We start from the raw sequence: 20,910 nt of genomic DNA, 5'->3' as shown, positions 1-20,910 counted from the left end.
TGCTATGAGATAGAAGCCTGAGGTAATTTTCTAACCCAAGGTTTAAGTTTTAAGAGTTCAGGATTTAAATGATTTAAGGCCATTTTTGCTTGCTTAGCTTGACTATACTGGCCTAAAGTTACAATAAACCAATCTTTTTCTTTTAGCTTAATATGCCTAATTTGAGCATTCGAAATCATATTCTTCGTTAAAAATCGCTGTAAATTTTCTCGATTAGGCCCTGCCAGTAATTGAATCGTAAAATATGAGTTTTCAGATGTTGAGTTATAAACTAATTTTGTTTCAAAAAACTTATTTATAGGCTGTAAATTAGATTTAGGCAGTGGCAATTCTACTTCTTCTACAAAAATAGTTTCTGCTAGCGTACTGATCTCTTCATTAATAAAATGCAGATGACTTAAATAACCTGATGAAGCTTTTCTACCTGCAAATACTTGCTCTAAAGCACTGTTTATTGATTTTTCAATTGAGGTAGAAACATGATTATTTAGATCTAACGGTTCTTGTATAATACTTTGATTCTGAGCAATTAAAGTAGACTTAAAAGAATTAGAAAACTGCGATACTGAACTTTCAGAGACTTTGAATTTAATTTTCCCCATATAAGCAATGAATAGTATTAATAACAATAGACCACCTATTAAATTTATCGGCTTGAGCAAAGAAACTTGATTTGTTCTATTTAAATTAAAAAAAGCTTCTAAGTGAGTATTTATCTGGGCAATATGACCACTGGTTAAATTATAAAATTCATTTATGCATTTATCAGTTAAACTCTTATTAACTCCTTTAGATAAAGGCAGTTTTTTTAATAAATATTTTCTTGTTTCTTTTTTACTTAATGGCCCTAGCTCAATAGTGTGGATTAAATCTTTAAAGACATCACCATGCAAGGAATTAAGCAGTGGATTTAGGGAAAAATCAGTTGCTAAACAAATATGAAAAAAATTATGCTGATATTTTCTTACCTCTTCTAACAGACTCTTTAAGAAATCTTCCTTGAGGCAGTGGGCATTATCAATAATAATCAGTATATGCTTTTTAATCGCATTAACTTCTTTGACTAACTCACTTAATTGAGGCTTTATGCTTGTAGGTCGCTTACAAAATTCCTCTAACTCAGTTAAGACTTGTGCTTCAGCCAAAGGTGTTTTTGCATCAATAAGATTGACATTTATTTCTAAATCTAAATTTTCTTGTAACAACTGAATAAAGGATGTCTTACCGCCACCTTGTTCAGCCATTACAACAATCATTAAATCATTAAATAAGATAAGATGATTAATGAAATTTATTTTAGCCAGCCAATTATGAGGTTTATATAAATAAGAGGTTGTAGCTTGCAAAGGTATGAGGGCTTCACGAGAATCAGATAACATCGTGTTAATCTCCAACTGCGCTTGCCATAACTTCTTGAATTATTAGTCCGTTAATATCACTTACAAGAGCGCAATTTCCAATTTCTTTAATTACAATAAAGCGCAAGGTGTTATTTTTAATTTTTTTGTCTGTTGCTAACAGCATGTTTAAATGTTCCAGATTAATATCTTTTGGTATCCGCCTAGGTAAGTTTGCTAAATGTAATAGATTATCTATCTGTTTAACAGTCTCCCAGTTTATATTACCAATTTGGTAAGATAATAAAGCTGCACAGTATAAGCCAATTGCTACTGCTTCGCCATGTAACCAACGTTGATAATGGGTATAAGCTTCAAGGGCATGCCCTATGGTGTGCCCTAAGTTCAATAAAGCTCTAAGCCCTGCCTCTCGTTCATCTTGCTCTACATAGCCTGCTTTTATTTGACAGCAATGATAAATAATTTCAGCAAGTAGAGATGAATTAGGACTTAAGCCTTTTTGTAAGGCCTGTTCTACATCAGTAAAAAAGCGACCTCCTTCTAAGATGGCATATTTAATCACTTCAGCAAGACCTGCGCGAAACTCTCTTAAAGGCAGCGTATTTAAAACAGTCAGATCGATAATTACCGCTTGCGGTTGGTAAAAACTACCGATCATATTCTTACCTAAGGGGTGATTAATACCTGTTTTTCCACCTACTGACGCATCTACTTGAGCGAGCAATGTTGTGGGAATTTGTACAAAGTGAACACCTCTTTGATAAGCCGATGCTGCAAACCCCGCAATATCACCAACAACGCCGCCTCCTAAAGCAATAACAGTTGTATCTCTATGATGCTTGTTTTTCATTAATGCATCAAATATTTGGAAAAGACTTTTCTGATTTTTGAATTCTTCACCATCGGCAAGAATAACATTATCAACCTGTCGCTTACCAAGTAATCGCTGCACAGGTTCTAAATATAAAGGGGCTATGGTTTGATTTGTAACAATCATCACCTGATCTGACTTAATACAATCTGACAATAAGTTACACTTACCTGATAAAAGGTGATTGCCTATAAAAATAGAATAATCATGCCCTGGTAAATTGACTCCTAATGTATAAAACAAATCAAAGTTCGCCATAAATATATTTTATAATATTGTTGGCAACGGCTTTAACAGTTAATTTATCTGTCTCAAAACTAATATCTGCTAACTCTTCATAAAAAGGCTCACGTTCATCGCGTAACATCTCCAAACGACTTTCTAAATTGTCTGTTCGCAAGAGTGGCCTTTTTGTATCACGCTTAGTACGTTCGAACTGCTGTTGAAGAGAAGTCTTTAAGTAAATGACCGTACCCCGGCCAGCAAGCGCATTGCGATTTTCTGGCGTCATAACAACCCCCCCACCAGTAGCTAGCACAATATTATTTTTTTGGGTTAACTCATCAATAACCTTTTGTTCACGCTTGCGAAAGCCCTCCTCCCCTTCAATATCAAATATCCAGGAGATATCAGCCCCTGCACGTTCTTCAATTACTTCGTCAGAATCAAAGAACTCTAATTTGAGCTCTTTTGCCAAAGTACGGCCAATAGTGCTTTTTCCCGCTCCCATAGGCCCAATTAAAAAAATATTACGTACTTTAACTATGCTCATTTTTAATCACATACCTCTTTGCTAATAGAGAATTGCACATTAACAATTCTGTTTGATTAACGTAATACCTAAAGCCGATATTAAATCACCTCAATTTTGCTCACGTCCAAAACTTTAGGCTCATTTTTTATTATAAATTATGATTTGTAAATTACTAAATATAAAAAATAGTGGCGCTATGTTGCGACTAAGATTGCAAATTATTAACTTTTTTCTTGTTTATTCAAGCGTTTTATTTATAAACATTAATTGGCTTTCCGAACTTATCTAACTCTATACCTTGACCCTTTACGGCCAAAATAGCCAAATTATCCGTTATTATCCTTGGAGTAATGAAAATGAGCAACTCTTCATTTCTAATTCTAGAATGTTTGTTGCGAAATAAAACACCAAGCCCAGGTAATTCGCCTAAAAAGGGCACTCGGCTTACCGTATTATTTTTATCCTGGCGATAAATGCCCCCTAAAACAACCGTCTGGCCATTATTCACTAATACCATTGTTTGAATCTGCTTAGTTAATATGGCAGGTACGCCGTTAACTAAGCGGCCAGAAGGCGAATCCTGATTAATTTGTATCTCCATAAGGATTCTATTATCAGGCGTAATTTGTGGTGTTACTTTTAAACTTAAAACCGCCTTTTTAAAAGCGACAGCCGTAGCTCCACTTGATGTCGCTTCCTGATAAGGGATTTCTTCGCCTGACTCAATCATTGCTGCTTGCTGATTGGTGGTCATTAAACGGGGGCTTGCAATGATATCTGCTTTATCTTCGCTTTCTAATGCGGAGAGTTCTAAGTCTAGTAAAATATCATCGCCCAATTTAGCTAACGCAATACCAATGGAGGCGGGATTTGCAGTAGGCGCAGCCAAATCAACATTTAACCGATCAGCTAATGGAATTACCTCAGCTGGAGGGACTCCGGCAGCAAGCTGATTAGCCCCTTCTAAGGTTCCACTTAAATGCGGAGGCCGAGAGATACCGAAACGAACGCCTAAATCTTTAATGGCTTCTCGAGTCACATTAACAATACGGGCTTCAATTTGGACTTGCTTAACAGGAATATCAAGCTGTTTAACAAGCTCTCGAATCCGCTCAATTTGCTCGCCTGTATCTTGAATCCAAATAGTATTGGTACGTGCATCAACACTAACCGATCCTCGTTTTGATAATAAAGAGGTATTCTTATCTTTTAAAAGTGTGGCAATGTCGGCAGCTTTGGCAAAATTTAATGGTATTAACTCAGAGCGAAGTGGCGCCAAATTCGTTACCACTTGCTGCGTTTTAAGTTCCGCTTGCTCCCTTTTTAATAAATTCTCCTCTTTTTCAACAAAAATAACATTTCCCGTTTGCCGTTTATCAAGGTTATTTGTTTTAAGAATAATATCTAGCGCTTGATCCCAAGGAACATCATGCAAACGCAGTGTAATTTTGCCTTCTACTGCGTTGCTTACAATAATATTAAACCCACTAAATTCAGCTAATAATTGTAGGACCGCACGAATAGAGATATCTTGAAAATTTAAAGATATAGGTTTACCTGTATAGACTTGTTTTTTTAATTTTGCTTGCTTTACTTCCTCAGCTGTTAAGGGAAAAATATCAACAAAGAATTGTTTATTAACCTGATAAGCAAAATGACCATAATCACCTTTGCTTCTAATAACTAATCGAGTTTTTTTGCCTATTTGACGCAATGTCATGATTTTAGCAGGGCTTTGAAAATCAGCTACATCATAACGCTTCATTAACCGCTCGGGAATGCGCGTGCTTAGAAAATCAACCACAACATCCCTTCCCCTTTGCGTGACTTCAACAGGCACACTACTGCTAGATACATCGATAATTGCGCGGCCCGCTTGTTTTCCTATACCGCGAAAATCAACATTATTGATATGAAAATGGGCTTTAACTGGCCTGCGAGTAATAAAAATTTCTTTACGTTGTTCAAAACCTGGCTTAGGTTTTCCACTTAATGTTAATGTATAGACCTTGCCAGAAATATAACCTGAATAAATAGCTAATGTTGATAGATTAAAAATAGCGCGCACCCGATTATCAACGGCAACAATAACATAATCACTCAATGCACCAAGATTAATTTTTTTTGTAATTAATGTTTGATCGAGCAAGCTTTTAGTATTAGCAAAATCAAGCACCAAGCGTGCTGGTTTTCTAGTAATAAAGCTTGTGGGTAATGTCGTTAATGGTTCATTGAATACAAAATCAATTCTTACTCTTTCACTTGGTAAGGGCGTTACCTTTAAACCCACTAAAGTATTTTCCTTAGCAAACAAAGCACTACAAAAACAGATAAGCAATGCGACTGCCAAAATGAACTTACGCAAAATGCAACTCCTATTTCCCTGCATTTAAATTAAACTTAATTTTCCTTTTCTGCCACTTCCCTGCAACTCTAATCGTTTCTTCTAGGAAAAGTTCCGTATGGGTAATCCGAATTATTTGACCAAAATTTTTCCCCATATAATCGCCAGGCTTGACTCGTACAATCTCGCCATTAGGAAGGCTAATTAAAGCCCATATTGTAGGAGTCTGCTCTAAAGTACCTACAAATTTTAAAGCATCTAGAGGAAACTGCTCTAGACGCTGTTTTGGCCTTCTGGTATCTGGCGCTAATTCATCCGTGACAATAACAACGACTTCTTTTTGTTTAAATGGACTACGTCGATTATCAAGTTCAGGGTAAGCAAATTTTATAGGTGGAACAAACGTAGGTAAAGGCTCAATAGGACGTACCTTACGTGCTTTGACTTCTCTAATATATTGATCTAAGTCATCTTCGCTTGCACTTGAGCAAGCAGATAGCATTAAAATCAATATTAAAATTAACCATCCCTGTATTTTCATTTAGTTTTGTATCTGTAAATTTTTGCTGTTAATTGCATCACAAGTAAATCGCCTATGGGTTTTTTTTGTTTTTCATCCATTTGGGGCTTTATTTCAAGATCATGTAATGTCACAATACGACTCATTTGTATAATACGACTAACAAACACAGCTAACTGATGGTAGTTACCTACCACAGCAATATTAATGGGTAGTTCAATATAAAAATCATGCTTTACCTCTGCTTGAGGCGCGAATCTCTCAAAAGTTAAACCACTTGCTATTCCTGTTTTTGAAATATCCTCTAACAAACCTGGCATTTCATTTTCTGCTGGCAGCTGTCTTAACATGGCGCCAAATCGTTCATTCATTATTTGTAACTGTACTTTATATGCATTTAAATTAGCTGCTAATCGCTGCTTTTGCTCAAACTCAGCACGCAAAGTTTTTTCTTGATTTAAAAGACTTTCATGTGTTTCAAGATTAGGTTTAATCAGAAATAAATAGCCAAAACCAATAATAATAGCTGCTATTAATAGTGCCGCCAAATATTTTATTAATGGTGGCCATTGTCCGACATTCTCTAAAGTTAATTCATTTAAATTTAATTTATTCATCATGAAGGGTTTTTCGATTGAAGAACGAAGCTTAGGGTAAATTCATTATTTACTACTGTGGCTTCTTTGCTCTTTTTAATCTCCGTTAAAATCGGATCTTGAATCCATGGGCTTTGCTCAATATTACGCATTAAAATAGAAACATTTGTATTTGACTCAGCAAATCCTTGCACCGTAATTTTATCACCTACACGTTTTACTTGGGTAAGATGAATTCCATCAGGAACTACTTTAATTAACTCATCAAATAAATGAACTGTCAAAGTACGTTTTGCTTGTAAACCTTGAATTATTCTCATACGTGAAATGACTTCACTTCGGATTTGTTTAAGCTTTTTTATTTCTTTAATTTGTCGATTAAAAGTATTAATCTCATCTTGCAGGCGCTGATTTCGTGATGTTTGGGTGCTAATTAAATCATGAACATAATAATTTATAAGAATTACAATACCTATTCCAATTAAAACAGCACCCAACATTAAAGTCCGAAACTCTCTCTTTTCCTGTTCACGGCGTAATTCCCTCCAGGGTAATAAGTTAATATTTGTCATAGCGCTTTACCAATATTTCGTAAAGCTAATCCGCATGCAATCATTAATAACGAAGCATCATTTGCAACATATTCTGGATTTAATTTTCTACCTAGAGCTAGATAAGAGAAAGGATTAGCTTTTAAGGTTGTTATCTTTATTTCTTCTTCCACTTTTTGCTCAATATGCGGTATCTTAGCTACTCCACCAGTTAATAGAATTTGATCAATATTTGAGTAATTACTTGTTGAATAAAAAAATTGTAGTGCTCTTTTTACGTGAAGTATTAATGTTTCTAAGAAAGGATTAATAATTTCTTTTTGATAGTCTGCTGGCAATTGCGATTGCGTTACTAACTGCAGCGCTTCCTCATGAGAAATATGATAATGTTGCTCAATGGCGCCAATGAGCTGATTACCGCCAAACTCTTCTTCACGGGTAAAAATAATTTCCTTGTTTTTTAAAACGAACAGGTTAGCAAATAAAGCACCAATATCAATAACAGCTGTAATTTTATTGTCAATAGGCGATCCTATATCTATGGCTAAATTACACGCTCTTTCTACTGCAAAAGATTCAACATCCATAATCTTGACTTGCAATCCTGCTTTTGTTGCTGCCTCAACTCGGGTAGCTACATTTTCTGAACGTGATGCAACAACTAGCACATCAAGTAATGCTGTGTTTTTGGCTGAATGGCCTATGATTTCAAAATCGATGTTAACTTCTTCAATGGGAAACGGAATAAATTTATCTGCTTCCATAATTACCAGCTCTTCAATCTCAGAATTATTCAATCCTTCGTTGACTTGAATAACTTTGCTTATGACTGATGAATCAGGTAAAGATAAAATAGCTAGCTTAGCTTTTAAGCGGCTGCGATTGATAACATCTTGTATAGTTCGTCCAACAGCATCAATATCCTTAATGGTATGCCCTTCCATTGTATTAGGCGGTAAGGGCTGATAACCGTAACCTTCAACTATACGATGGCCTTCCTTTCCCGACATTTCAACAATTTTAATAGACGTTGAGCTAATATCTATTCCTAAGATAGGAGGGCATTTAGAACTAAAATTAAACACTGACTCCACCTCCATATGTATATATAGCATGCTAGCTTATGCGGTATAAAAAAGAAATCCTTCTGGAACAATTATTAAATTAATAGGTTTTATTTACAAAGAATTATAAACTTAAAATTTTAAATTAATTTAGTAATTTAATAATCATACTAATCCCTAAATTTTTAAATTGTTCAAGGGTTGCTCTCTTCGTTTGTATTAAATATAGTGTAACAAGAGGAAAATACCCCTGGAATAACGTAAAGGAGTTATTATGTCACGTTTACAAGATTTTATGAGCAAGCTAGGCCATGTGATTATACATTATGCTGAAGCGCAGCCACCAAAAACAAGCTATCCAGCTGAGGAAATTTTAACAAAGCCCCACGAGGAAATGATTAAAGAATTAATAAATATCATTGATACTAAGGTTAAGTATGATACTAGACGGCCTTGCTTAGACTATTTTCTTTATGTCATTAACGAATTAAAAAAAGTATGTGAACAAGATGCTCCTCTTAATGAGCAAGAAATATCATCAATAAAGTTAGTTTTAAATAACTTTCTACTTACCCTTTTTGAGTTATTAGATATTAGTAAAACAAATGAAGTAGAATTAAAATATAATAATATTACAAAAAACGCACCACGGTTTATTAGTAATTGGACATTTAGTAAAACTAGTAAGCTTTCTGGCATGGGCACTATTGTAACAGATTACTTAATAAATAATATCAGCGCTAAAACCAATGATGAAGTTTGTGCTTATGTTGAAAAACTTGTTCGTGAACATCAAAGTATTTTAATGGTACCTGTTTTAATAAAGCAGCAAAAGCAGCTTGAAGAAGAAAAGAATGCCTTAAATACAGCATTAAAAAATGTAGTTGAATCTAATGAAGAGTTAGAACAAGTTTTAAACAAAAAACAGGAAAAAATCGAAGAGCTGCAAAAGAAAATCGATCTTTTAGAAGCAACTCATTTAGCTGAGCAAAAAACCAGCGTTAAACAAGATGAAACAATTTGTTTATTATCTAATCAAGTCAAAACGCTAGAAGACGAACTAGATACTGCTAAACAGCAAATTCATAATTTAGAAGCTAAACAACATGAATCACAAAAGAAGGTTAATAAGCTTGAAGAAGAAAATAAACAATTAAAAGCAAAAAACCTAGGTGAGCTAAAATTTGCCCAACATGAAATTAACACTTTAGATTCTAAGCAACTTGAGGAAGAAAAAATAACTAGCAAATTAGAAGAAACTAAGCATCAGCCTAAAGTACCTATTTTTAATCGTTCAATTAATTATCCTGCGCTAAATTTCTTTCCCACTAGGACATCCAATATCTTTGGACTTAGTTACTTAGGCAATCCTAATACAGATCCTACATTGCCTCGTTCATCAACGTTCTCACCTGGGAGTAGTAATACAGATACGCAATAATAAGCAAAATTTCTCTAACTTAAATTGTAAGCCTCATTATGAGGCTTATATTTTATAAAATTCAGGTATATTTTCCCTATAAATATATAGTATCGTTCGCCAAGTGGTATAAAATAGCGCTATAATCGCAAATTCAACATGATTGTACAAAATTACACTAATTTAATATGAAAAAAGCGATTTACTTCTGGCGTAAAGGTTTATGGACTCTTTTAAGCCTATTTTTTCTACTTATTATTGGAATAAGCTTTCTTTATTTATACCTAGCAAGCCAATTACCTGATGTTGAATCTCTTAATACAGTGCATCTACAAGTGCCGCTCAGAATTTACACGCAAGATGGAAAGTTAATTCAAGAGTATGGCGAGAAAAAGCGTATACCCGTAACTTATGAAGAAATTCCTAAAATGCTTATTTATGCCCTACTTGCTACTGAAGATCAGCGCTTCTTTGAACACTCTGGTGTTGATATTTTTGGCCTAGGGCGTGCTACATTACGAATGATCAAAACAGGCACTAAAGCGGAAGGTGGTAGTACTATCACTATGCAAGTGGCACGAAATTTCTTTTTAAGCCGCAAAAAAACGTTTTTACGTAAATTTAATGAAATTCTGTTAGCAATTAAAATTGATCGAGAATTAAGCAAAGAAAAAATTTTAGAACTTTATCTTAATAAAATTTATTTAGGTAACCGTGCCTATGGTGTAGGCGCTGCTGCAAATGTTTATTATGGTAAGTCATTAAAGGATCTCAATTTAGCAGAATTAGCTATGATTGCAGGTTTACCTCAAGCGCCCTCGACGCAAAATCCTATTGTAAATCCAGCTGCAGCCCGTAAAAGGCGGGATCATGTTTTAGAACGTTTATTTGAAGAAAAATACATTACCGAAGAGCAGTATAAGGAAGCCATTAGCCAACCTATTACAGCTAAATATCATGGCGCTAAAGTCGCAGTACCCGCTCCTTATGTTGCTGAAATGATTCGTCAATCTCTTTATAATCATTTTGGGCCTGCTGCTTATACAAAAGGGTACAATGTTTATACAACAATCAAAGCGCCATTTCAGCTAGCAGCTAATCGAATTGTAGCCGAACATTTACTTAATTATGATCGCCGCCATGGCTATCGTGGCCCTGTTAGTAATATTGATATAAAAGATAAGCCAAAAGAATCATTAAATAAGTACCTTCTAAACTACCCTGCTTTTAATGGTCTAGAGCCAGCAATCATCTTAGATGTTGATAATCAGCAGGCACATGGATTAACTCGTTTTAATGAGGACTTTACTTTAAAATGGTCTGGCATGTCTTGGGCAAGACCTGCACTTAAAAAAGGATGGGTTGGCAAACAACCTACTCATGCTAAACAGATTCTTAAAGAAGGCGATATTGTTTATGTAAGAAAACAACAAGATGAATGGTTTTTAAGTCAAATCCCTGAGGTTGAAGCAGCCTTAATCGCTTTAAATCCCAATGATGGCGCGCTACTAGCCTTAGTTGGCGGTTTTAATTTTGATAAAAGTAAATTTAACCGTGCTACCCAGTCTAATAGACAACCAGGCTCTAGCTTTAAACCATTTATTTACGCCGCTGCCTTAGATAAAGGTTATACATTAGCAACTTTAGTTAACGATGCACCTATTGTTGTTGAAGATCCCAGTCAGCCAGATTTATGGCGGCCACACAATGACAATTTAACTTTTAATGGTCCAACCCGACTTAAGGAAGCACTTGTACGTTCGCGAAATATGGTTTCTATTCGTGTATTAGACGATTTAGGTTTTGATTATACTATTAATTATGTTTCTCGCTTTGGTTTTCATAAAGAAAATCTTCCTAGAGGATTATCTTTAGCACTTGGCAGCTTATCCGTAAGTCCTATGGAGTTAACGACAGCTTATGCTGTCTTTGCTAATGGTGGTTATAAAATTGAGCCTTATTTAATTGATCATATTACAGACAATGAAGGCGAGGTATTACTACAAGCAAGGCCTACTAAAGTTTGCCAACAAGACTGCGAGCAAAACGCTACTTCTGACTCTTCTTCGCAAGCACCCAGAGTAATTCCTGCTGATACCGCATTTCTTATGACTTCGGCCTTAAAAGGCGTCGTTCAGCATGGCACAGCGCATGCTGCAAGCATACTTGACCGTCAAGATCTAGCTGGAAAAACAGGCACGACAAATGAACAAGTTGATGCATGGTTTGCTGGATTTACACCTGATTTAGTTGTGACAACTTGGGTTGGTTATGATAATCCTCAATCGCTGCACGAATATGCAGCTAGTATCGCTTTACCTATGTGGATAGACTTTATGAAAGTCGCCCTACAAGATATACCTGAAAGAGCGCTTCCGCAACCTAAGAATATTGTTGCTGTACGCATTGATCCTCAAACAGGATTAATAGCCCAACAAAATCAAAGCAACAGTATTGTTGAATATTTCCGAGAACAAGATGTCCCTAGTGAAGAAGGCGCAGCAAACACATCAAGTTTTGCTACCTCTCAGGAGGAAAAGGAAGTATTTTAATAACTGTTCGAGGCTAGTTATACTTAAACATTGGAGCGGTTAAAAAAGCATGTATGAACGCTTAAGAAAATAAGTAATAGATTAGGGGGTATGTCAATATCTTAATGAACGGTTGGATTTGAGTGCGGGTTGGGTGAAAATAATGCTGAAAAAGCGCAGCATAGCTGCCTGTGTGAGCATTTTGAAGGATTATTTTCGCGCAAGATGCACCAAATACACCCGTTCGGCGATAGAGGCTGATCTATTACGAAAATACATCAGCCTAGGCCTCTTTTAAACTAGACTATTTCTTAACTATTTAAAGCACTAATAGCGGGAATATATTCAAAACCTAGATCTAACGCAACTGCTTCATAAGTAATCATTCCTTTATGAACATTTAATCCATTTAATAAATGACGATCTTGTAGTAAAGCAGTTTTAATACCTTTAGTTACTAAACTCATAACAAAAGGCAATGTCGCATTATTTAAAGCAAAAGTTGATGTACGCGGTACAGCACCTGGCATATTAGCGACGCAATAATGGACAATGTTATCAACTACATAAGTAGGATTTTGATGAGTAGTTGCGCGGCTTGTCTCAAAACAGCCCCCCTGATCAATGGCCACATCAACAATGACTGAACCCGGACGCATGGTTTTTAGCATAGCTCTCGTGACTAACTTTGGTGCAGCAGCCCCGTGTACAAGCACAGCACCTATTACTAAATCAGCAGTTGTTATATATTGTTCTAATGCGTCAGAGGTAGCATAAATAGTATTTAATTTAGCGCCAAATTGAAAATCTAATTCACGTAAACGAGGTAATGATTTATCTAAGACAATAACCCGTGCTTCCATACCCATAGCCATACGCACAGCATTAGTACCAACAACACCACCGCCAATGACAACGACATTAGCAGCTGCTACGCCAGGCACGCCCCCTAGCAGAACACCACTTCCCCCTTGAGCCATTTCAAGGCAATGCGCGCCAGCTTGAATCGACATACGCCCAGCAACTTGCGACATAGGCGTTAATAAAGGCAGCCCACCATCATCTTGTGTTACAGTTTCATAAGCAATGGCGGTAACGCCTGATTCTTTTAGTAGGCGTGCTTGTTGAGGATCAGGTGCTAGATGCAAATAAGTGAATATTGTTTGACCTTCTTTTAAACGCTTACATTCAATAGGTTGCGGTTCTTTTACTTTGATAATTAATTCTGCTTTAGCAAAAACTTCATCAGCCGTATCAAGAATCTCTGCACCTGCCACTTGATAATCTGCATCACTAATACCAATACCAACACCCGCGCCTTTCTCGACAAAAACCGAACTTCCAGCTCGAACAATTTCCCTAACACTTGCAGGAACTAAACCCACTCTATTTTCTTGTGGTTTAATTTCTTTAGGTACACCGACGATCATAATATCTCCTAATGTTGCTTCAATTGTTCAATTAGTTCTGGAACTAATTCAAATAAATCGCCAACTAGACCATAAGTGGCAATTTGAAAAATAGGAGCATCCGGATCTTTGTTAATGGCAACAATGATTTTTGAATCCTTCATACCGGCTAAATGTTGCACTGCTCCCGAAATTCCTATTGCAATATAGAGTTCCGGCGCAACAATTTTACCTGTCTGCCCAACTTGGCAATCATTAAGAACATATCCTGCATCAACAGCAGCTCTTGATGCACCTACAGCAGCGCCTAAAGCATCTGCTAATTCTTCAATAAGCTTAAATTTCTCAGCGCTTTGTAAACCACGTCCTCCTGAAACAATAATTTTAGCACTTGCTAAATCAGGTCTTACTGAACGATTTAATTCCTGTTTAACAAATGTTGTGTTCGTTGCTGAAACTACATTATCTATTGTTTCAATACAACAAGGTGTTTGGCTTGCTAGCGTGCTTGAAAAGGCAGTTGTACGAATAGTTAATACTTTTTTTGTATCAAGTACTTTGACTGTCTCAATTGCATTACCTGCATAAATAGGATGCTCAAAGGTCTCATGATCAACAATTCGAATGACATCCGAAACCTGAGCTACCCCTAATTGTGCTGCAACACGAGGCATTATATTCTTACCAAAAGTTGTTGAAGGCGCTAAAATAAAGGCATAATCTTTAGCGATTGCTGTAATAAGTTGACTGGTATTTTCTGCTAAATGATGCTGATAAGACTCATTATCTATCAGTAAAACTATGCTTGCGCCAGCTAAGGCTGCAGCTTCTTCTGCCACTTGCCTACACTGATACCCTACTACTAAGAGAGCTGGATGTTCATCTAGATTTAACGCAGCAGAGAAAGTACTCTGCGTGGATGCATGCATTTTTTGATTATCATGTTCAACAATTACTAAAGCGCTCATTATTTCTCCTTATCAAAGCACTTTGGCTTCATTTAATTTTTCAACAAGTGACTTAACTGAATCAAGTATGACACCAGCTGAACGTGCCGAAGGAGGCTTTACTGAAAGCACTTGAACATGATCTTTTAAATCAAGTTGTAAGCTTTCTATTGATAGAATATCAAGCGGTTTACGTTTTGCTTTCATAATATTAGGTAAGCTAGCATAACGCGGTTCATTTAAACGTAAATCCGTACTAACGATAGCAGGTAGTGTTAAAGCGAGTGTTTCTAAACCACCATCTATTTCGCGAGTCACCTGCATGGATGTATTTTCAATTTCTATCTTAGAAGCATAAGTTGCCTGCGGCCAATTAAGAAGCGCTGCCAACATTTGAGGGGTTTGATTATTATCACCATCAATAGTTTGTTTACCCATAAGTACTAAATTTGGTCGTTCTTGCGTTACAATTTTTTGTAAAATCTTTGCAATATTCAAACTGCAGTAATGCTTTTCACTCTTAACTAGAATAGCTCTATCCGCTCCCAAAGCAAGTGCATGCCGCAAGGTCTCTTGCGCCGAATCACCTCCAATAGTAACAGCGACTACCTCGGAAGCAATATTTTTTTCTTTTAAGCGAATTGCCTCTTCAAGTGCGATCTCATCGAAAGGGTTCATGGACATCTTTACATTTTGTGTTTCAACCCCCATTTGATCTGGTGCAATCCTTATCTTGACGTAGGGATCAATAACACGTTTTACTGCAACAAGAATTTTCATACTTCCTCGCTGGAAATCCAAATCAACAAGCATCTTGCCAGAGGTATATATCCAATTCAAGTTTGGAAGCGATATTCATCATTAAATATTATCGAAATAACAATTAAGATTTACTTCTTTGCTTGTAATTTAAATATAGTTTAATTTAAATTAATTGTTTTAAGAAACGAAGCTAATCTATATTTAAAATCAATAATGATATGAACCGTCCCTTTTAATAAACTTTCTCTGCAGCGTGATTTAATAAATTATACAAATATTTTGAGAAATCGATTCCTATCTCAGTATGCCGCAGCCCGAACTCAACAGCCGCTTGTAAATAACCTAATTTTGAACCGCAATCATATCGTTTACCTCGAAAGTGATAAGTCATTACTGTTTCATAATTCAATAAATGTTGAATAGCATCAGTTAATTGTATTTCGCCTCGATGATCAGCTTTAATTCTTTTTAAAGATGAGAAAATACTTGCTGTGAAAATATAACGACCAACAGCCGCAAAGTTTGAAGGCGCTTCTTCAACAGTAGGTTTTTCAATCATAGCGTTTAGCTTAGCATAATCTCTATTGATTGAATCTAATTTAACAACACCATATTGATGTACATTTTCCCAAGGTACTTGTTGAACTGCGAAAATGGAATGCTTATTGTATTTAAAATGCTCTGTCATTGCGGATAAACAAGGTAATTTCGATTCATCAATTAAGTCATCCGCTAAAAGCACAGCAAACGGCTCATTACCAACAACATGCTCAGCACATAAAATAGCATGTCCTAAACCAAGTGGTTGATTCTGTCTAACATAAGTAAATTGGATATGAACAGGTGAAACATTCTTTACCAGTTCAAGCAAAAATTCTTTTCCCTCTTCTTCTAGTCTAGCTTCAAGCTCAAAATGTTTATCAAAATGATCTTCAATAGCACGTTTAGTTGAACTAGTAATAAAAATCATATGTGTAATACCTGCTCTTACAGCTTCCTCAACCGCATATTGAATTAAGGGCTTATCAACTATAGGAAGCATTTCTTTTGGATTTGCTTTGGTTGCAGGTAAAAACCGTGTACCTAGGCCAGCTACTGGAAAAACAGCCTTCTTAATTTGCATAATCGATAAGCTCCATGCTTTCTGTATTAGAAATAATAGGCCGGCCAACTGAGTAATAGTAAGCTATCCCTGCTTTTTGTATAGACTCTAATGAAAAACAATTCCGCCCATCAAAAAGAGGCGCGCCATTTAATTTATTACGCAAGACAGTTAAGGAATAATTTTTAAACTCAGGCCATTCAGTAGCAATAATTAATACGTCAATTTGAGAGTTAAATACATCATTTATATCTTGACACCATACAATATTATCAGATGGTTCGAATAATCGTTGTGCTTTTGCAACTGCAGCTGGATCAAAGGCTATTATATTTGCACCCGCTTTTAAAAAGGCATGAATTGCTACAAGACTACTCGCTTCTCGTAAATCGTCAGTACCTGGCTTAAATGCTAAGCCCCACAAGCCAATTTTTAAGCCCTGCAATTGCTGTTTAAAATGCTTTGCTACTTGATAAAACAACCAATTTTTTTGTAATTCATTAACTTTATCTATGGCCTGTAAAAAAGCAGTATTGATACTTAGTGTTTGTGCAGTCTGAGCAAGCGCTCGAACATCTTTTGGAAAGCAAGAGCCACCATAACCAATTCCTACCTGCAAAAAATAAGGCCCGATACGAGGATCAAGCGCCATCCCATCCCTAATGTCCTCAATATTAGCGCCTACTTTTTCTGCAAGTTGACTAATTTGATTCATAAAACTAATTCGACAGGCTAACATAGCATTAGCAGCGTATTTTGTTAATTCTGCAGAGCTCCTGCTCATCGTTAAAAAAGGAATACCTTTGTCGATTAACGGCTGGTAAAGTTTTTTTAAACTAGAGATTGCATAGGCATTCCCACCAATAATAATACGATCAGCATTTAAAAAATCACTAATTGCACAACCTTCCCGTAAAAATTCAGGATTAGAAGCGACTGTTAGCTTAATATTTTTCTTTGCAGCACTCATTTTGTCATTAACTAAGCCTTCAATAATATCGCCTGTCCCAACAGGTACCGTTGATTTAGTTACTAATATTGCATCCTGTTTAATATGTTCTACAATTAAATTCGTCACTGAAAAAACTTGCGATAAATCAGCGCTACCATCAGGCAAACTAGGCGTACCGGTAGCAATTATAAAAATCTGGCTGGATTGAATAGCATGAACTAAGTCACTGGTGAAAGTTAAATTGCCTAAACTTAATTGCTCCTTAAGTAACTCTTCCAATCCTTGCTCATAGATAGGGCATTGGCCACCTTCTAACATTTCTATTCGTTTAGAATTGATATCTACACAAATTACTTGGTGTCCAAGTTTAGCGAAACAGGCTCCAGATACTAAACCAACATATCCAGCGCCAAAAACTGCAATATTCATTATTCTCTCGCTATATCAACTTAAGGCATTATTATTAATAAAATTTGCGTGAATAACAAATAATCTTACTGAAATAAAGGCAACTGATTTAGCTATAGCGCCGCCCACTAAGCTTTAGACAAGGCGCAAAGATTTCAAGAAGCAGAATTTACAGAGAATAAATAAGCACCGCAATAAAGAAAAAGATGCAGGTTATGCAAGCGCTCTAATGCTAATTTACTTACTAAATAAAGCTATTAAAAGTATTTAAGAGGTGGAAAGGGAGAATAAGTTATCGATAAGTGCACAATCATCTTCTGTAATTATTTGTTCGCTTTTATTTTTCATAAGTGATTGTACAATCATCTTTATAGCTTCTATTGTTTCCTTTGCTCTACTTTTATTCGCCTTAAAATAAGGATGACAGGCTAAATTATTAATAATAGTATTAGCCTCAATTAGCTTTTCACTTACTGAAATAGGCTTAAGATCAATTAACTTAAGTTGCTGAAATACTCTCTCAATTAAACTGCTCTTTTTACAGCCCCTTCGCCATGAAGCAAAATATTGCTGTTTTTGCTGATCTTGATATTGCTCTAGTTTAAGAGTGATTAATTTTAATTCTAAGGTTTCAAAATTGAATTTGCCTGGCAAAAAATGCTGCGGCAATATTAGAGCCTGCGAGTTAACATAAGCACTAGGTATCTGTCTTGTTTCCGAAAGGCCAATTAATTGAAATATTTTTGAACAAGCTTCAAAGCCAATATAATAAGCAGTATTCATGGCAGAGAAATTCATACTAATAAAATAGAGCATGAGTGTTGTAGCTGCATTCGAAATCACACCACTCACTTCACGTGTCATTTCTCCTAAGGCACGCCAACCTCGAATGTCTCCCTTTTGTAACCAGCTTCCTCCTTTAGCAATCAAACATAATATGGCATACAGTAAAGAGAGTTCTTTAAGATATAAACCAATACAAAATCCACTCGTTATATAAGGTAGAGAATCAAGAATTGTTTTAAGCCATCCTGGCTCAAACTGCTCTGTTGTAGATTGAAATCGCTTAATATTTTGCAAAAGGGTAATGGTACTATTTATTAATGCTTGCTGTGTTAAGGTAACTGCCTGTTTCCTTATTTGCTTAAGTTGCCTAATTAATTCATCAATATGCAGAGAGCCTAAATCATCTTCAGAAAAAATAAAATCCTCTTTATTTATTTTGGGTTGCTTTAATTCTTCTGCGCAACTGTCAATTAATTTAAAACATATCCCATTATTAGCTCCGGCACTTAAACTATGTTCTAGCCATTGAATTTCAGGAGCTGCTATAACAAGTTTATCGGGATGAAAAAGTCCACGTAGAATCTTGTGTTGTTTATTAATTTCGTTTTCTTCTACGCCTTCGGTTGTTAAAAATTGGGAAAAAAGTGTAATTAGTTGCACTTCAAGCTTTTGTAATTCGGCTGCAGATAATTGTTTAGAATGATAGGACTTAGTAGATAAATCATATTGAGTATAAGCACTTACAATATCAGTTAGGCTTTGCTTAAGGCTATTCATTATTGTATCCTTACTAGCAATAAAAGATAATTACTCACGTCCTTCATAATATAGATTAAAGTAGTGATTGAAAAAAACAAGCTTTTTATAGCGACATCAATTGAGCTTTTCCAGTATTGCAGGGTTTGCACGACTTAAGTCTTATCTATTTCACCCTGTTCACTTGCGCTTAAACTTAAGATATAACGCTAGTTAAAAATAACGATATTTTAATTAAAATGATAAAATTACCTGAGCATATTAAACATTCTTTATTAAATAATCCTAAACTCTTTTTCTTGCTTTTTTTTCTAATAACACTTTTAGCCCGTCTGTGTCTACGCAGCCCTTTACTAGAATTAGATGAAGCAGAGCAAGTTATTTGGGCTCAACAACTTCTTTCAGGCTATCCAAATCAGCCACCGTTATATTCTTGGCTGCAATATTTTTTATTTCAGCTTCTAGGAACCAATTTAATCAGCCTCTCTCTCTTAAAATATAGTTTACTTTTAGGCTGCTTATACTGTTATCATTTAATTTGTAAATTTTATTGCCCTAATAAATTTCTTGCCTTAAGTGCAACAGCCGCTTGGGCATTAATTAGTTCAATTAGTTTAGATTTACTGAAAGATAATACGCATTCCATTTTAGCTCTTTTAACCGCTTGTCTAACTTGGTACTGGTTTATTACCAATACACAATCGGCTTTAAACTGGTATTTACGCTTAGGTATTATTATTGGTTTAGGGCTTTTATCTAAATTTAATTATCTATTATTTTTAATTACTTTTTTAATGAGTGTAACTTTACAAAAAGAATACCGTTTAAAATTAGCAGATCGACGCATTTTTCTTACTATTTTGTTAATAATCCTAACTGCTTTGCCATATGGACAATGGTTACTACATAATTACCAAGTAGGTTTACATGCTGTTTACAAACTAGCACCAGAGAAAAAAACTCTCTTTGATGGCTTTGTTAATCTCCTAAGCGCTAGTCTTTTTTTTATTGCACCCGTTTTAACAGTGGCCTATTTATTTTTTCCACTACCATTTAATTTTAAAAAAACAGCTGCCAACAATTTATTACTCCACTACCATATTATTTATTTTCCTTTCCTTGTATTAATTGTTTTATTTGCAGGCATTCATAACTTTGAAACACGCTGGCTTATTCCTATTTTATTTCTAAGCCCACTTCTTTTTTTTAGTTATTTAAAACCTACTGGTTCTTTAGCTAGCTACAGTAAGCGCTTTATTCTCTTTTGCCTATTTGTGCAATTTACTTTCCTGATAATCTTAAGTTATAGAAGTTACTATGGACAAAATAAACGGCAATCTATCCCCATTTTTGAAATTGCTAAAATTTATAAAAATAATTCTCAGAAAATTGACTTTCTTATATCTGATTCACATTGGCTACTGGGAAATATGAAATTACAATTTAAAAATGCTCAATCCTATTTAATTAATCAAGAAACCAGTATACCTTCTGGTGCAACCCTCTTATTATGGGAAGGTGAAAATATACCGTATTGGGCTCTGCAATTCATTAAACAATCTAACCCTACTGATATACATTGGATTAAAAACAAGAAAAATGATCGAATTGTGGCAGGTCAGGTCCTTATAAATTACAACACACAAGATAAGCAAATAACTTAAGTAACTTTCTATTTATCCTATACTCACTGGATCCCGCGGACAAGCCGCAAGACGTAGATACGGTGGTAATATGAGGAAGAGAGCCTACCTGTTTTAGCAGTTTTTAAGTTTTATC

General features: G+C 35.4%; 17 protein-coding genes. 3 read left to right on the top strand and 14 right to left on the bottom strand.

Annotated features, from left to right (window positions below):
* Positions 1-2: 2 nt before the first annotated feature.
* From ACQUW5_RS04140 to pilM, 8 genes are all read right to left on the bottom strand, one after another.
* Positions 3-1,379, bottom strand: coding sequence for an AAA family ATPase (locus ACQUW5_RS04140; protein WP_444989945.1), 1,377 nt, complete (start codon positions 1,377-1,379; stop codon positions 3-5).
* A gap of 4 nt (positions 1,380-1,383) precedes the next feature.
* Positions 1,384-2,487, bottom strand: a complete 1,104-nt coding sequence (gene aroB, locus ACQUW5_RS04135; RefSeq protein ID WP_444989944.1) for a 3-dehydroquinate synthase — start codon at positions 2,485-2,487, stop codon at positions 1,384-1,386.
* Positions 2,474-3,001 carry a shikimate kinase AroK gene (gene aroK, locus ACQUW5_RS04130; protein ID WP_444989943.1) on the bottom strand — a complete coding sequence of 176 codons (528 nt, stop codon included), beginning with the start codon at positions 2,999-3,001 and terminating at the stop codon, positions 2,474-2,476. The genes aroB and aroK overlap by 14 nt, the downstream gene beginning before the upstream one ends.
* 232 nt (positions 3,002-3,233) lie before the next feature.
* A complete protein-coding gene (locus ACQUW5_RS04125) occupies positions 3,234-5,348 on the bottom strand; it encodes a type IV pilus secretin PilQ (protein WP_444989942.1) in 2,115 nt (704 codons plus the stop codon).
* Between the two features lie 10 nt (positions 5,349-5,358).
* Positions 5,359-5,868, bottom strand: a complete 510-nt coding sequence (locus ACQUW5_RS04120; protein WP_444989941.1) for a pilus assembly protein PilP — start codon at positions 5,866-5,868, stop codon at positions 5,359-5,361.
* Positions 5,865-6,464: a type IV pilus inner membrane component PilO gene (locus ACQUW5_RS04115; RefSeq protein WP_444990026.1), complete on the bottom strand. Its 600-nt coding sequence runs from the start codon at positions 6,462-6,464 to the stop codon at positions 5,865-5,867. The genes ACQUW5_RS04120 and ACQUW5_RS04115 overlap by 4 nt, the downstream gene beginning before the upstream one ends.
* Positions 6,464-7,015 (bottom strand): PilN domain-containing protein, encoded by a 552-nt coding sequence (locus ACQUW5_RS04110; protein WP_444989940.1) that lies wholly within the window; start codon positions 7,013-7,015, stop codon positions 6,464-6,466. The genes ACQUW5_RS04115 and ACQUW5_RS04110 overlap by 1 nt, the downstream gene beginning before the upstream one ends.
* Positions 7,012-8,079, bottom strand: a complete 1,068-nt coding sequence (gene pilM / locus ACQUW5_RS04105; protein ID WP_444989939.1) for a type IV pilus assembly protein PilM — start codon at positions 8,077-8,079, stop codon at positions 7,012-7,014. The genes ACQUW5_RS04110 and pilM overlap by 4 nt, the downstream gene beginning before the upstream one ends.
* A 253-nt stretch (positions 8,080-8,332) precedes the next feature.
* On the opposite strand from pilM, the gene ACQUW5_RS04100 reads away from it, so the two are divergent.
* Together ACQUW5_RS04100 and ACQUW5_RS04095 are read left to right on the top strand one after the other, a co-directional pair.
* Positions 8,333-9,499, top strand: a complete 1,167-nt coding sequence (locus ACQUW5_RS04100; protein WP_444989938.1) for a hypothetical protein — start codon at positions 8,333-8,335, stop codon at positions 9,497-9,499.
* A 167-nt stretch (positions 9,500-9,666) separates the two neighbouring features.
* On the top strand, positions 9,667-12,030 hold the full coding sequence (locus ACQUW5_RS04095) for a penicillin-binding protein 1A (protein ID WP_444989937.1): 2,364 nt from the start codon (positions 9,667-9,669) through the stop codon (positions 12,028-12,030).
* Positions 12,031-12,320: 290 nt separating this feature from the next.
* On the opposite strand, the gene ald is transcribed toward ACQUW5_RS04095, so the two are convergent.
* The 6 genes from ald to ACQUW5_RS04065 form a co-directional block, all read right to left on the bottom strand.
* On the bottom strand, positions 12,321-13,439 hold the full coding sequence (ald, locus tag ACQUW5_RS04090; protein WP_444989936.1) for an alanine dehydrogenase: 1,119 nt from the start codon (positions 13,437-13,439) through the stop codon (positions 12,321-12,323).
* Positions 13,440-13,447: 8 nt separating this feature from the next.
* Entirely contained in the window at positions 13,448-14,386 is a 939-nt protein-coding gene (locus ACQUW5_RS04085; RefSeq protein ID WP_444989935.1) for an electron transfer flavoprotein subunit alpha/FixB family protein, read from the bottom strand.
* Positions 14,387-14,398: 12 nt separating this feature from the next.
* Complete coding sequence (locus ACQUW5_RS04080; RefSeq protein WP_444989934.1) at positions 14,399-15,145, bottom strand: electron transfer flavoprotein subunit beta/FixA family protein; 747 nt, start codon at positions 15,143-15,145, stop codon at positions 14,399-14,401.
* A gap of 214 nt (positions 15,146-15,359) precedes the next feature.
* Positions 15,360-16,253, bottom strand: a complete 894-nt coding sequence (gene galU / locus ACQUW5_RS04075; protein WP_444990025.1) for a UTP--glucose-1-phosphate uridylyltransferase GalU — start codon at positions 16,251-16,253, stop codon at positions 15,360-15,362.
* Positions 16,240-17,610 carry a UDP-glucose dehydrogenase family protein gene (locus ACQUW5_RS04070; protein ID WP_444989933.1) on the bottom strand — a complete coding sequence of 457 codons (1,371 nt, stop codon included), beginning with the start codon at positions 17,608-17,610 and terminating at the stop codon, positions 16,240-16,242. The genes galU and ACQUW5_RS04070 overlap by 14 nt, the downstream gene beginning before the upstream one ends.
* A gap of 246 nt (positions 17,611-17,856) precedes the next feature.
* Entirely contained in the window at positions 17,857-19,152 is a 1,296-nt protein-coding gene (locus ACQUW5_RS04065) for a hypothetical protein (protein ID WP_444989932.1), read from the bottom strand.
* 218 nt (positions 19,153-19,370) lie between these two features.
* Here ACQUW5_RS04065 and ACQUW5_RS04060 point away from each other — a divergent pair, with 218 nt between their 5' ends.
* Positions 19,371-20,795, top strand: a complete 1,425-nt coding sequence (locus tag ACQUW5_RS04060; RefSeq protein ID WP_444989931.1) for a glycosyltransferase family 39 protein — start codon at positions 19,371-19,373, stop codon at positions 20,793-20,795.
* Positions 20,796-20,910: the final 115 nt, after the last annotated feature.

It is taken from the genome of Legionella pelazae, from assembly GCF_052527395.1.
This window is presented reverse-complemented; position numbering and strand designations above follow the sequence as displayed.